Source organism: Bradyrhizobium sp. SUTN9-2, assembly GCF_003122645.1.
Lineage (GTDB): Bacteria > Pseudomonadota > Alphaproteobacteria > Rhizobiales > Xanthobacteraceae > Bradyrhizobium > Bradyrhizobium yuanmingense.
Genome location: NZ_LAXE01000001.1, coordinates 1500221 through 1512719, shown reverse-complemented (window position 1 = coordinate 1512719; position 12499 = coordinate 1500221). Strand labels below are relative to the sequence as shown.

Below are 12499 nucleotides of genomic sequence, written 5' to 3'. Positions count from 1 at the left end.
TTTTTGTTTGATCGCAGCGCGCAGCCTACGCCGCCAGAACCAGTTCGCCAACCTCGCTCATGCCGGCTGCGCGATCGCCGAGCAGCAGTTCGGCCATCTTCGCCTGCGCGGCATTTTCCGTCAGCCGGAACGGATCGTTCGGCGCCACGCGGTGGTCGGTCACGAGGCGCGACAGCAGCAGCCGGCGTGCATCGCCGCGCATCTCGTAAATGCGGTGTGCTTCCCAGGCGAGCGCGACTGCGCTGGCGACGTGATAGAGCGCGCTGGTGGCGCGGCGCGCATCGGCTTCGTTCTCGGACTTGGCCGCAACTTCGCGTGCGAAGCCGACGGCGCGGTCGGTGAGGCCACGCAGATGATCGCGCCAAGCCTGCGGCACCGAGGCGCTGTCGCCGAGCCGGGCGTGCAGATCGGCTGCGAGCGCGGATTCCGCGCCGTGGCGGCCGACTGCCCGCCGCAGCGCATCGATCGCGACGATGTTACCGGTGCCTTCCCAGACCGAGCCGAGATGCGCATCGCGCAGCAGGCGGGCGGTGGCGAATTCCTCGATATAGCCGATGCCGCCGCGCATCTCGAGCGCATCGCCGCAAACCTTGCGCGCATCGCGCGTGGCGCGGAACTTCAGCGTCGGCGTGAGAATGCGCAGCAGCGCCGCGGCATCCTGGCTGCCGGCCTCGGCACGGTCGAGGGCATCAGCAGTGAGGAAGCTCATCGACAGGCCCTGCTCCACCGGCAGCATGATCTTCAGCATTTGTCGCCGCCCCAGCGGCAGATCGATAATGCGCTGGCCGAACACCACGCGGTTGGTCGCCACCGTCATCGCGTCATGATAAGCGCGGCGCATCAGCGCGGTGGACTTGACGCCGTTGGAGAGCCGCGAGGAGTTCACCATCTCGGCCATCTGCACGAAACCGCGGTCGAGCTTGCCGACAGCGTAGGCGATCGCGCCTTCAAGCTTGATCTCGCCAGAGGCCATCGAGCGGGTGCCGAGCTTGTCCTTGAGGCGCACGATCCGGTAGTGGTTCTGCGAACCGTCGTCGAGGAAGCGCGGCATCAGGAACAGGCCGACGCCGCGCGTACCGGGGCCGGCGCCTTCAGGGCGCGCCAACAGCATCACGACCTTGGCGTCGGCATTCGAGCAGAACCATTTCTCGCCATAGAGGCGCCAATGGTCGCCTTCCTGCACGGCTCGCGTGGTCAGCGTGCCGACATCGGAGCCGCCTTCCTTCTCGGTCATGAACTGGCCGCCCTGGGTCAGCTTGCTCATGTCGGTCGAGGTCAGGCCATCCAGATATTTCGCCTTGAGCGCCTCGCTGCCGAAATTCGCCAAGAGCTTGGCGCAGCCATCGGTGACGTTGATCGGGCAGCCCATGCCGAATTCGGTCTGGTTGAACAGGAAGGTGAAGGCGTGCTTGGCCACAACAGGGTATTTGTCCGACCAGCCCATGATGCCTTTGCGGATTGAAAGCGCGTGGATGCCGAACTCGCCGAACGCGGCGTTCTCCAGCTCGCGATAGGCCGGATGATATTCGATCCATTGCACGTCGCGGCCGAACTTGTCGCGCTGGTGCAGGATGGGCGTGTGCCGGTCGGCGAGCCGCGCGCATTCGTCGAGATGGCCGCCGGCGAGCTCGCCGAGGCGGTCGAGATGCGGCTCGATGTGGCGGAACAGATTCTCCGGCAGATGGATGCGCAGAAGGTCCGTGAGCGCGGGATCGGCGCGGTAGAAATTCATGCCGGATGTATCGGGCGCCAGCAGGCCGGAGGATGCGGCCGCGATATCTTTTGGCTGCGCTTTAACCGGTCTTGGCATGATCGTCCTCTTCGTTTCCGTCCGACGGCAATTCTTTGCGCTTGCCGCTTTGGATGATGTCGATCATGCTCCAGTCGCGGACAGCGATAAAGCCGCAAAATGTCAGGGCGGCATGATCGCCGCGAGGGAGCAACTCGCCCTGCGGAATTGTGATCGCGCCGGCTGGTTGTCTGCGCGGACCATGCATAGATCAGCGGCTCCTACCTCCGAGAGATCACGCCATGGAACACCCGAAGTACAAGATCGCCCTCATCGTCGGTGCCGGCGAAGGCCTCAGCGCATCGCTGGCGCGCCTGCTAGCGGCGCAGGGCATCCGCATCGCGCTCGCCGCACGCAAGATCGAGAAGCTTGGCGTGCTCTGCACCGAGACCGGGGCCAAGGCCTATGCCTGCAACGCCACCGAGCCCGACGAGGTGGAGCGGCTGTTCGGTTTGGTCGAGCGCGAGATCGGCACGCCCGACCTCGTCGTCTACAACGCCTCCGGCCGCACGCGCGGGCCGTTCGTCGATCTCGTGCCCGCCGACGTCGCGCAGGCGATTGCGGTCAGCGCCTATGGCGGCTTCCTGGTGGCGCAGCAGGCCGCCAAGCGCATGCTGCCGAACCAGCACGGCGCAATCCTGTTCACCGGCGCCTCCGCCAGCGTCAAGGGCTATGCGCAGTCCGCTCCCTTCGCGATGGGCAAGTTCGCGCTGCGCGGCCTTGCCCAGAGCATGGCGCGCGAATTGTCGCCGCAGGGCATCCATGTCGCGCATTTCGTCATCGACGGCGGCATCAGGAGCGCGACGCGAAGCGATCCGGCTGACAAGCCGGACTCGATGCTCGATCCCGACGCGATCGCACAGAGCTATTGGAACGTGCTGCAGCAGCCGCGCAGCGCCTGGAGCTGGGAGCTGGAGCTGCGGCCCTGGGTGGAGAGGTTTTGAAGGCAAGCTGACAACAATACCCGTCATTGCGAGGAGCGAAGCGACGAAGCAATCCAGACTGTCTCCGCCGAAAGATTCTGGATTGCTTCGCTTCGCTCGCAATGACGAAGGAAGGGAGAAACCATGACCACGGAAACCACCATCGACACCGGCACCAATGAGCTCCTCTGCACGATCCGCGACCGCGTCGCCGTGATCACGCTGAACCGGCCGGAGGCGCGCAATTCGCTGTCGGACGCGCTGACGCCGGCGCTACGCACGATGATCCGGAGCTGCGGCGAGAATCCCGATGTCGGCGCGCTGCTGCTGACCGGCGCGGGCGAAGCCTTCTGCGCCGGCGGCAACGTCAAGGGCATGGGTGCGCATCGCGACAAGGCGAAGCTCGACATGTCCTTTGACGACAAGGTCGCCGACCTGCAGGAGCGGCAGCGGCTGCTCACCGGCGCGCTGGTGTCTGTGCGCAAGCCGACGATCGCTGCGCTGCCCGGCCCCGCAGTCGGCGCCGGGCTCGCCATCGCCATGGCCTGCGACATCCGCATCGCCGCGCAATCGGCCTTCGTTGCCACCGGCTATGCCCGCATCGCGCTCAGCGGCGATTATGGCATCGCCTGGTTGCTCACTCGGCTGGTCGGCACCGCGCGGGCGCGCGAATTGATGTTCACCGGCGAGCGCGTCGATGCCGCGCGCGCCGAGGCGATCGGCCTCGTCAACCGCGTCGTGCCCGACGACAAATTGCAGACCGAGGCGTTCGCACTGGCCAAATCGCTCGCCGAAGGCCCGCGCCTCGCGCTCCGCTACATGAAGGACAATCTCGACGAGGCCCTGCTGTTCGACTTCGAAACCGCGCGCGACCACGAAGCCGAGCGGCTGGTCCGCCTCACCACGACCGCCGACCACAAGGAGGCCGTGCAGGCCTTCATCGACAAGCGCAAGGCGGTGTTCACGGGAAAGTAGCTCCGACACAAGCGCCGTCATTCCGGGGCGATGCGCAGCATCGAACCCGGAATCCATTGGGCCGCAAAAACGCGCGGTGAAATGGATTCCGGGTTCGCGCTACGCGCGCCCCGGAATGACGAGGGGAGATAGAGCGCAAAAAAAGCCCGGCTCTGGCTTGGCCAGGCCGGGCTGCAGTCATGTCAGGCCGAGGCTGAGGGGCTGTCGGCCTGACGGGAAAGGGCGGCGAGGCGCCAGCTCGCGCAGGGAATGTCTTTCGGTTCGACACTGATCTCCTTGTCGAAGTGCACCAGCTTCCAGTCATCAGGGTGGTTGACGAACGTGAAGCCGGATTTGCGCGCGAGCGAGACCATGGTCTCGTTGGCGCGCAGCGTGTCGCCGTAGATGTGCTCGGCGCCGAGCGCGGCCGCGCGGCATTCGAGATTCTTCATCAGCGCGGTGGCGATGCCGTGGCCCTGCCAGCGGTCATCGACCGAGAGGCCGAACTCGAGCGTCGCGGTCTCGGCATGGAAGGCATAGCGGGCTTCGGCCACGATGGTCTCGAAGCCGTCGACCATCATGGTCGCAACGATTGTGAAGCGTTCGCGCTCGCCGACGTCGAGGAAATCGTGCAGCAGGCCCTTCGGCAACTCGCTGATCGCACCGAAGAAGCGGTTGTAGCGCGAGCGGGTCGAGAGCGACCGGAAATAGTGCTGCAGCTCGTCGGTGTCGCGCGGCTCGACGAAACGGACATTGAGCCGCTCGCCATGCCTCGCGCGCAGCACGTCCGAATATTGCTTGAGGTCGTCGAGGCGAAGGGTGCTCATGACACATGCCTTGCGGAAAAGGGACCGCCGGCGCCCCTGTGCTCAGGCGGCGCCGGCCTGGCGGCCTGTCAGGCCCGCCAGAAGGGTTTTTCGGCCTCGTAGGCAATGTCGGACCAGGACAGCCCGACGTCGTGGAGGTCGCGGGCGGTCCAGTGGGTCAGCTCGCGCCGGGTCCGGTAGCGTTCGTGCCAGAGGTGAAGGGTCTCGCCGATCTGGTAAAGGAGTCCGTGCGCATGATGATTTGTCATCGAATTGTCGGTCAATGTAGACATTTTCAGCTCCTTGAGCTAAGTTGACCGCTAATATCTGCCTTCTGTTGCGCCGCGACAAACGACAATTTGTACCTTTTCGCATGAAATAACGTCATGCATCCTGCTGCCAAATGACTGCCAGATTGCCCTCCCTGAACGGATTGCGGGCGTTCGAGGCCGCCGCGCGCCATCTCAGCTTCACGCTCGCAGCCAGCGAGCTGAACGTGACCCAGACCGCGATCAGCCATCAGATCCGCAGGCTGGAGGAGGAGCTCGGCATCCGCCTGTTCATCCGGCAGAACCGCGCGCTGGCGCTGACGCCGGAGGCGCGCGACTATTTGCCGGGCGTCCGCGCCGCCTTCAACGATTTGCGCCTCGCCACGGACCGTCTCCTGCGCAAGGACGACGACAAGGTGCTGACAGTGTCGACGCTGGCCTCGCTCGCCGCCAAATGGCTGCTGCCGCGGCTGACCGATTTCCAGGAGCAGCACCCCGGCATCGATGTGCGCATCACCACCTCGACCAGCCTCGTCGACTTCCAGCGCGACAATGTCGATGCCGCGATCCGCTATGGTCGCGGCCAATGGCCGGGCCTGCGCGCCGACTGGCTGATGGCGGACGAGCTGTTTCCGGTGTGCAGCCCGTCGCTGCTGCGCGGCGACAAGCCGCTGCGCCGCCCCGAGGATCTGCGCAACCATCCGCTGCTGCACACGTCGAGCACCAACAGCGACGACTGGCGGCTGTGGCTGACCGCGGCGGGCCTGCCGGCCGATATCGCAAGACACCCTGGCATCACCTTCGACATGATCTTCATGACCATCCAGGCCGCCATCGACGGCATCGGCGTGGCGATAGGACGGACCTCCTACGTGCAGGACGACATCGCCAAGGGCCGGCTCGTGGTCCCCTTCAAGATCGCGCTGCCGGCGGACGCCGGCTTTTACCTGGTCTCGCCCGAGGGCCGTCGTGAGGCGCCAAAGCTGGTCGCTTTTCGCGACTGGATGATCGCTGCAGCGCAAAATAAAGCCTGAAAATTCATCAGCTTCCCCGGCGAAATCGGTTGACTCGCCTCGCCCCGCGCGGGAAGGGGCATGGCAGATTGTCGCAGCATCAATCTGTCGCCTTGCCGAGAGAACGATTCTCGGCCGGCCACGCCTTTCCAAGGGGAGAACGCCATGGCTGGATCAGCCGCATCGACCAATCCACCCGCAATCAAATCGCGCATCGGCGCCATCCTGCGCGCGACCTCGGGCAATTTCCTCGAGCAGTTCGACTTCTTCCTGTTCGGCTTCTATGCCGCCGCGATCGGCAAGGCGTTCTTCCCCTCCACCAACGAGACGGCCTCGCTACTCAACACGTTCGGCGTGTTCTGGCTCGGCGCTCTCATGCGTCCCGTCGGCGCGATCGTGCTCGGCGCCTATATCGACCGCATCGGCCGCCGCCAAGGCCTGATCGTCACGCTCGGCATCATGGCCTTCGGCACCGTCGTCATCGCGTTCTGCCCGAGCTACGCGACCATCGGCATCGCCGCGCCGGTCATCGTGCTGATCGGCCGGTTGCTGCAGGGCTTCTCGGCAGGCGTCGAGCTCGGGGGCGTGTCGGTGTACCTCGCCGAAATTGCAACGCCCGGCAATCGCGGCTTCTACACCTCGTTCCAATCCGCGAGCCAGCAGGTCGCGATCTTCGTGGCCTCGATCCTCGGCTTCATTCTTTCCGAGGTGATGCCGGCCGACACGGTGGCCGCCTGGGGCTGGCGCATTCCCTTCTTCGTCGGTTGCCTGATTATTCCGCTGATCTTCGTCCTGCGGCGGACGCTGGAGGAGACACCAGCCTTCCTCGCGATGAGAAAGCATCCGACGACGCGCGAGGTGCTCGCCTCCGCCCTCGCCAACTGGCGCATCGTGGTGCTCGGCATGATGATCGCGATCCTGACCACGACGACGTTCTACTTCGTCACGGTGTACACGCCGACCTTCGGCAAGACCGTGCTGAAGCTGTCGACCCAGGATGCTCTGCTGGTCACGCTGCTGGTGGCGGTGAGCAACTTCGTCTGGAATCCGGTCGGCGGCGCGCTGTCCGATCGCATCGGCCGCAAGCCGGTACTGCTCGCCATCGCGGGCCTTTCGCTCATCACCGCCTATCCGGCGCTGCACTGGCTGGTGGCCGCGCCGACGTTCGGCAAGTTGCTCGCGGTCGAGATGATGTTCTCGTTCTATTTCGGCGTCTACAGCGGCACCATGCTCGGCGCACTCGTCGAGATCGTGCCGGCGCATGTGCGCACCACCTGCTTCTCGCTCGCCTTCGCGCTCGCCGCCGCCCTGTTCGGCACCTTCACGCCGTTCGCCTCGACCTGGCTGATCGAGCGCACCGGCGACAAGGCCGCGCCCGGCTTCTGGCTGATGTTCGCCGCCCTGCTCGGCATCATCGCGGCCTCGACGGTGTATCGCGGCGGCGGCACAGTGCCGGCCTATGATGCGGTGCCGGAGCCGGTGGCGGGCCGCTAGACGGTGTCATTTCGGGACGCGCACTCTCTTCACCTCTCCCCGTAAGAACGGGGCGAGGGGCGTACTGCCCGTGCCGCCTACAGCTCCACCACCACGTAATCGCTCTCGATCCTGACCGGAATCGTCTCGGCGACATAGGGTCCCTTCACCACGCTCGCGCCCGGCTCGACATGGGCGGGATAGGCCTTCACGCGGAAACGGCGGGGGTCGCAATAGGATTGGCCGGTGCGGATGTCGAACTCCCAGCCGTGCCAGGGGCAGCGGATGATCTCACCTAACTTGGTGTATTCGATCTCGCCGGGGTTGCTCGACTGTGCGAGACCGATCAGCGGGCCCTCACACAGCGCCGCGCCTTGATGCGGGCAGCGGTTCATCAGGCCGAAATATTCGCCCTTGATGTTGAAGACTGCGATCGGCCGCCCGTCGATCTCCAGGAATTTTCGCGTGCCGGGCGGAAGCTCGTCGACCGCGGCAATCACATGCCGCGCCATGCTATGTTTTCCGCATGATCTGACCGAAAAACCGCTTCACACTTTTTCGGATCATGCGGTTATCCCGTACAGCTTCTTTGCGTTGCCGAGATAGAACGCCTCGCGATTGTCCTCGCTGACTCCCGCCGGCAGCACGCGCGACGGCTCGTCATAGTCCCAATGCGGATAATCGGTGGCGAACAAGAGACGATCCCAGCCGATCCATTTGATGACATCGAACAGATCCTCGCGCCTTTCAGGATCTTCCATCGGCTGCGTCGTCCACCACACCTGCTCGCGGATATATTCCGACGGCGGCCGTTTTACATGCGGCACCTCGCTCCTGAGCCGCTGCCAGGCCTTGTCCAGCCGCCACGCCAGCGACGGCGCCCAGCCGAAGCCGGCCTCGATCATCACCATCTTCAATTTCGGGAAGCGCTCGAACACGCCCTCCAAAACCAGGCTCGCAAGCGCCGATTGCTGGCACTGCGAATGCCCGACCATCTCCTCGATGTAATAGGACGGCCAGCCTGAGGGTGTGATCGGATTGCCACCGAAGCCGAAGGCGTGGACGCCGACGGGAAGGCCGGCCTCTTCCGCAGCCTGATAGATCGGCCAATAGCGGCGCTGGCCGAGCGGCTCGACATTGCGGCTGAGCAGCAGCACCTGCACGAAATTCTTGTCCCCGGCGCGCTCGCGGATCTCGGCCGCAGCCGACAGCCCATCCTCATTGCCCACGACGATGGAGGCCTTCAGCCGCTTGTCCTTGCTGGTCCATTTGTCGATCTGCCAATCGTTGATCGCCGAGCACAGAGCGGCTGAGAGCTCGTGATTGCGGATGCCCTGCCCGGTGTTGAGTGGATTGAGCACGCCCAGCTGCACGTTGTTGGGATCGAGCAATTGCTTCTGCATGAAGGCGAGCGAGGAGCCCTGCGGGCCGCCTTCCGGCGGATAGGCATCGCGGCGCGAGGCGTTGGGCTGGGCCTTCGGATAGGGCGGGCCTTCCATCATGCCCTGATAGGCATGGACGCCGTAAACCTCGAGATGGTGCTGCCAGCGTTTGGCGAGGTAGGGGTAGAGCTCGGTGTGGGTCGTACGCGCCGGATGGATGTCGCAGTCCGCGATTGCGGTTTTGACGTTCAGTGGGGAAGCGGCTTCTTGGTTCTCGCGGAACTGGATATTCATCGCCTTGCCTCCTTTGGCAGCGGGCTCATTTCAGGCGGGGATAGGTTGCATGCGGATTGTCGATCATGATCTTGCGCACGAGATCGGGGGACAGACCTTCGGGCAGCGCGTCCTGGCCGTCGAACTGCCAGTGCGGATAGTCCGTGGAGAATAGGACCAATTCGTCGGACTGCATATGATCAAACAGGCGAATTAATGTCTGAGGTTCCGGCGGCGCATCAAATGGCTGTAACGAGAAACGGATGTTGCTGCGCACAATCTCCAGCGGCGCGCGATCGACCCACGGCGTCTCCATCCGTACCCCGCGCCAGAACTTGTGCAGGCGCCAGAGATAGGGCGCGATCCAGGACACGCCGGACTCCAGCATCACCATTTTCAGCCGCGGATATTTGGCGAACACGCCCTCGACGATCAGGCTGGTGAGCTGGGTCTGGAACGCCTGGGCCTGCCCAACATAATCCTCGATGTGATAGGACCCCCAACCCACGGCGGTCGGCGGATTGTGATAGGCGGAACCGGCGTGGATGCCGACCGGGAGTTCCAGACGTTCCGCGGCCTCGTAGATCGGCCACAGCGCGCGCTTGCCGAGCGGCGTATCGCCCATGACCAGCATCAGCACCTGCACGAAGCGCTCGTCCGGTGCACAGCGCTCGATCTCGGCAACGGCTTTCTCGACGCTTTGCGTGGGGATCACGATCGAGCCGCGCAGCCGCGAGTCGCGATCGAGCCATTCCTTCGCCAGCCAATCATTCAGCGCGCGGCAGAAGGCGGCCTGCATGTCTTCCGAAAACACCATCTGCACGCCGTAGAGCGGATTGCAGATGGCGTATTCGAGCTTGAAAGCATCGAGCACGTGACGCTGCATGGCCTCCAGACTCTCGCCGGGCTTGCCGGTCTCGGGGCGCCAGTCCGGCCGCGCGGTGATCGGCGAGTTCTGCGGATAGGATTGCGAGATAAGGTCGACCATGCCGCGCGTCGTGACCTGATCGCGCCAATAATCGTTCAGGTACGGCAGCAGGCTGGTCAGATGCGGCACGGCCGGATGCACGTCGCAATCGATGCCGCCGGCGATCAGGGATGCCATCACGTCTCCCTTCTCACGTTTCCTCGCATGTCTCTTCTTGTCCCCGCCATTCAAGCAGGCCTGCCCGCCGCCCGCAACTCGGCCAAGCGTCCTGTCATATGCTAGGAAGGCTGAGCTCGGTTGCGAAGGAATGAGGGGTTACGACATGAAAGAGCTCGTCGGCATTGCGGAACAGGTCGCCGCCAAACTGATCGCGCGCAAACAGACCATTGCGGTTGCCGAATCCTCCGCCGGCGGCCTCATCGCGGCCAGCCTGCTCGCGGTGCCCGGCGCATCCGCCTATTTCCTCGGCGGCGCGGTGGTCTATACGCGCGATGCCAGGCGCGTGCTGATGGATATTTCGGACGAAGGAATGAAGGGCTTTCGGTCCTCGTCAGAGCCCTACGCGCAATTGCTGGCCGAGCAGATGCGAACGCGCTTCGACAGCGACTGGGGCCTGTCCGAGACCGGCGCCGCCGGCCCCACCGGCAACCGCTACGGCGATTCGGCGGGCCATAGCTGCATGGCGGTTGCAGGGCCCGCCATGGAGGTGATGACGCTGGAGACGGGGAGCAATGACCGGTTCGGCAACATGCAGATGTTCGCAGCGGCGGCGCTGCGGTTGCTGCTGAGGAAGCTGGAGGGGTGAGAAAGAGGAGCGACAGCTACCGTCCTAAATGCCGCATGAAAATCCGCACCACATAGCCCTGAAACCGCGGTGCCTCGTCGTAGAGATCCGACGCGATCCGCTCGATGGTCTCGCGCAGCGACAGGAATTGCGCCTGACGTGCGCTGCTTTCGGTGCCCTGCATGCCCGCGAGCTCGTCCATCGCGGCGTCGCTGATCTGGCACTGCACGACCTCGCCGTCGTTCAACATGGTGAAGCGAAAGGCCAGCCGTTCCAGATCATGGCCAATGATCTTGTGGCGCATGAGCGGCATCAAGTCGTCCCGGTCGAGCCCCGCGTCGGACAATGCTGAAAATCGCTCCGCTTGTCAGCAGCAAAGTGCGGCTTCGGCCCTACTGGAACGCCACTTCGGCAAAGCTGCGGAGCTTGCGCGAATGCAACCGTTCCGATTCCTGCTGCTTGAGCCGCTCCAGCGCCTTCAGGCCGATCTCGAGGTGCTGGCCGACGCGGCGGCGGTAGAATTCGCTGGCCATGCCCGCGAGCTTGATCTCGCCATGCAGCGGCTTGTCGGAGACACACAGCAGCGTGCCGTAGGGAACGCGGAAGCGGTAGCCATTGGCGGCGATGGCGGCCGATTCCATGTCGAGCGCGACCGCGCGCGATTGCGACAGCCGGCGGATCACCTCAGGCCCGGAAATTTCCCAATTGCGGTTGTCGACGCTCGCGACCGTGCCGGTGCGCATCAGGCGCTTGAGCTCGAAGCCTTCAAGCCCGGTGACGTCCTCGACCGCCTCCTCGAGCGCGACCTGCATCTCGGCCAGCGCAGGGATCGGCACCCACAGCGGCAGCTCGCGATCGAGCACGTGATCCTCGCGCACATAGCCGTGCGCGAGCACGTAATCGCCGAGCCGCTGCGTGTTGCGCAGGCCGGCGCAATGGCCGAGCATCAGCCAGGCATGCGGCCGCAGCACCGCGACGTGGTCGGTGACGTTGCGTGCATTGGACGGACCGGTGCCGATGTTGATCAACGTGATGCCGCGATAGCCAGGTGCGACCAGATGGAAGGCCGGCATCTGCGGTGCGCGAGCCGGCGCGGTGCCGCTGATCGCGCCGCCGCTGTTCGTGATCACGTTGCCCGGCGCGACGAAAGCTTCGAGCCCGGCTTCGCCGGACTGCAGCCGCTGCTGGCACGCTTGCGCGAAGGCATCGACATAGAACTGGTAGTTGGTGAAGATCACGAAGTTCTGGAAATATTCGGGATCGGTGCCGGTGTAGTGATAAAGCCGGCGCAACGAGTAATCGACGCGGGCGGCGCGGAACAGGGACAGCGGCTCCGGCGTATCAGGCTGGAGCTCGAAAGTGCCGTCGGCGATCGAATCGTCCATGGTCGCGAGAACGGGCACGTCGAACGCATCGCGCAGCGAGCGTGTCACGGGCGAGTTCTCGCTGGTGGTGATCGCGGCTTCGATATTGATGTCGCGCCGATAGGCGAAGTGGATCGGGATCGGCTCGGCGGACTCGCCGATCTCGACGGGCACGCCGTGGTTCTGGATCAAGAGGCCGATCTGCTCGGTGAGATAGCTGCGGAACAGATCCGGCCGCGTCACGCTGGTTTCATGCACGCCGGGCCCGGCGACGAAGCCGTAAGCAAGGCGCGAATCCAGCCGCGCATGCGTCGCAGTGGTGATACGGACGAAGGGATAGTAGGCGCGAACCCGCATCGTGATCGCTTCGCCGCCGACATAGGCTTCAAACCGGTCGCGCAGGAATTTCGTGTTGCGCTCGTAGATTTCCTCGAGGCGGGCAACGGCGAGGGACGCGTCGGAGAAGGATGCGGTGGGGATGGAGGGTGGAGATTGCATGGTTCGACCGCCGGGTGATTGGGCCTGAGTCGAACTATAGCAA

At 64.5% G+C, this 12499-nt stretch carries 14 protein-coding genes; 5 read left to right on the top strand and 9 right to left on the bottom strand.

Annotated features, from left to right (window positions below; all coding sequences use genetic code 11):
• Positions 1–25: 25 nt before the first annotated feature.
• Complete coding sequence (locus tag XF30_RS07125; RefSeq protein WP_109142288.1) at positions 26–1810, bottom strand: acyl-CoA dehydrogenase family protein; 1785 nt, start codon at positions 1808–1810, stop codon at positions 26–28.
• Complete coding sequence (locus XF30_RS07120) at positions 1794–1997, bottom strand: hypothetical protein (RefSeq protein WP_109142287.1); 204 nt, start codon at positions 1995–1997, stop codon at positions 1794–1796. Before XF30_RS07120 ends, XF30_RS07125 begins: the two co-directional genes overlap by 17 nt.
• Before the next feature lie 34 nt (positions 1998–2031).
• Here XF30_RS07120 and XF30_RS07115 point away from each other — a divergent pair, with 34 nt between their 5' ends.
• Positions 2032–2733: an SDR family NAD(P)-dependent oxidoreductase gene (locus XF30_RS07115; protein ID WP_109142286.1), complete on the top strand. Its 702-nt coding sequence runs from the start codon at positions 2032–2034 to the stop codon at positions 2731–2733.
• 123 nt (positions 2734–2856) lie between these two features.
• The gene (locus XF30_RS07110; protein WP_109142285.1) at positions 2857–3687 is read left to right on the top strand and encodes an enoyl-CoA hydratase; all 831 of its coding nucleotides are present in this window, start codon (positions 2857–2859) and stop codon (positions 3685–3687) included.
• A 182-nt stretch (positions 3688–3869) separates the two neighbouring features.
• Here the strand turns inward: XF30_RS07110 and XF30_RS07105 are convergent, their stop codons facing one another.
• A complete protein-coding gene (locus XF30_RS07105; RefSeq protein ID WP_109142284.1) occupies positions 3870–4493 on the bottom strand; it encodes a GNAT family N-acetyltransferase in 624 nt (207 codons plus the stop codon).
• Positions 4494–4561: 68 nt separating this feature from the next.
• Positions 4562–4765: a DUF1127 domain-containing protein gene (locus tag XF30_RS07100; protein ID WP_109142283.1), complete on the bottom strand. Its 204-nt coding sequence runs from the start codon at positions 4763–4765 to the stop codon at positions 4562–4564.
• Positions 4766–4875: 110 nt separating this feature from the next.
• Between XF30_RS07100 and XF30_RS07095 the strand changes: the two genes are divergently transcribed.
• Together XF30_RS07095 and XF30_RS07090 are read left to right on the top strand one after the other, a co-directional pair.
• Positions 4876–5775, top strand: a complete 900-nt coding sequence (locus XF30_RS07095; RefSeq protein ID WP_109142282.1) for a transcriptional regulator GcvA — start codon at positions 4876–4878, stop codon at positions 5773–5775.
• Positions 5776–5919: 144 nt separating this feature from the next.
• Positions 5920–7248 carry an MFS transporter gene (locus XF30_RS07090; RefSeq protein ID WP_109142281.1) on the top strand — a complete coding sequence of 443 codons (1329 nt, stop codon included), beginning with the start codon at positions 5920–5922 and terminating at the stop codon, positions 7246–7248.
• A 77-nt stretch (positions 7249–7325) separates the two neighbouring features.
• Here XF30_RS07090 and XF30_RS07085 read toward each other — a convergent pair whose 3' ends face one another.
• Genes XF30_RS07085 through XF30_RS07075 form a run of 3 tightly spaced genes read right to left on the bottom strand, consistent with a single transcriptional unit; the run spans position 7326 to position 9987 of the window.
• Positions 7326–7739: a Rieske (2Fe-2S) protein gene (locus XF30_RS07085; protein ID WP_109142280.1), complete on the bottom strand. Its 414-nt coding sequence runs from the start codon at positions 7737–7739 to the stop codon at positions 7326–7328.
• Between the two features lie 51 nt (positions 7740–7790).
• Complete coding sequence (locus XF30_RS07080; RefSeq protein WP_035997110.1) at positions 7791–8903, bottom strand: amidohydrolase family protein; 1113 nt, start codon at positions 8901–8903, stop codon at positions 7791–7793.
• Positions 8904–8928: 25 nt separating this feature from the next.
• Entirely contained in the window at positions 8929–9987 is a 1059-nt protein-coding gene (locus tag XF30_RS07075; RefSeq protein WP_035997107.1) for an amidohydrolase family protein, read from the bottom strand.
• A gap of 145 nt (positions 9988–10132) precedes the next feature.
• On the opposite strand from XF30_RS07075, the gene XF30_RS07070 reads away from it, so the two are divergent.
• Positions 10133–10615: a CinA family protein gene (locus tag XF30_RS07070; protein WP_109142279.1), complete on the top strand. Its 483-nt coding sequence runs from the start codon at positions 10133–10135 to the stop codon at positions 10613–10615.
• A 16-nt stretch (positions 10616–10631) separates the two neighbouring features.
• Here XF30_RS07070 and XF30_RS07065 read toward each other — a convergent pair whose 3' ends face one another.
• Positions 10632–10940 (bottom strand): DUF1488 family protein, encoded by a 309-nt coding sequence (locus tag XF30_RS07065; RefSeq protein WP_225149371.1) that lies wholly within the window; start codon positions 10938–10940, stop codon positions 10632–10634.
• Between the two features lie 46 nt (positions 10941–10986).
• On the bottom strand, positions 10987–12456 hold the full coding sequence (locus XF30_RS07060; RefSeq protein WP_109142278.1) for an AMP nucleosidase: 1470 nt from the start codon (positions 12454–12456) through the stop codon (positions 10987–10989).
• Positions 12457–12499 lie beyond the last annotated feature (43 nt).

What these genes read in the sequence shown, in the direction of transcription:
- XF30_RS07085 (WP_109142280.1), bottom strand. Translation starts at nt 7,739, where the DNA reads ATGGCGCGGCATGTGATTGCCGCGGTCGACGAGCTTCCGCCCGGCACG.
- XF30_RS07060 (WP_109142278.1), bottom strand. Translation starts at nt 12,456, where the DNA reads ATGCAATCTCCACCCTCCATCCCCACCGCATCCTTCTCCGACGCGTCC.
- XF30_RS07115 (WP_109142286.1), top strand. Translation starts at nt 2,032, where the DNA reads ATGGAACACCCGAAGTACAAGATCGCCCTCATCGTCGGTGCCGGCGAA.
- XF30_RS07110 (WP_109142285.1), top strand. Translation starts at nt 2,857, where the DNA reads ATGACCACGGAAACCACCATCGACACCGGCACCAATGAGCTCCTCTGC.
- XF30_RS07075 (WP_035997107.1), bottom strand. Translation starts at nt 9,987, where the DNA reads ATGGCATCCCTGATCGCCGGCGGCATCGATTGCGACGTGCATCCGGCC.
- XF30_RS07125 (WP_109142288.1), bottom strand. Translation starts at nt 1,810, where the DNA reads ATGCCAAGACCGGTTAAAGCGCAGCCAAAAGATATCGCGGCCGCATCC.
- XF30_RS07080 (WP_035997110.1), bottom strand. Translation starts at nt 8,903, where the DNA reads ATGAATATCCAGTTCCGCGAGAACCAAGAAGCCGCTTCCCCACTGAAC.
- XF30_RS07090 (WP_109142281.1), top strand. Translation starts at nt 5,920, where the DNA reads ATGGCTGGATCAGCCGCATCGACCAATCCACCCGCAATCAAATCGCGC.
- XF30_RS07095 (WP_109142282.1), top strand. Translation starts at nt 4,876, where the DNA reads ATGACTGCCAGATTGCCCTCCCTGAACGGATTGCGGGCGTTCGAGGCC.
- XF30_RS07105 (WP_109142284.1), bottom strand. Translation starts at nt 4,493, where the DNA reads ATGAGCACCCTTCGCCTCGACGACCTCAAGCAATATTCGGACGTGCTG.
- XF30_RS07070 (WP_109142279.1), top strand. Translation starts at nt 10,133, where the DNA reads ATGAAAGAGCTCGTCGGCATTGCGGAACAGGTCGCCGCCAAACTGATC.
- XF30_RS07120 (WP_109142287.1), bottom strand. Translation starts at nt 1,997, where the DNA reads ATGCATGGTCCGCGCAGACAACCAGCCGGCGCGATCACAATTCCGCAG.
- XF30_RS07100 (WP_109142283.1), bottom strand. Translation starts at nt 4,765, where the DNA reads ATGTCTACATTGACCGACAATTCGATGACAAATCATCATGCGCACGGA.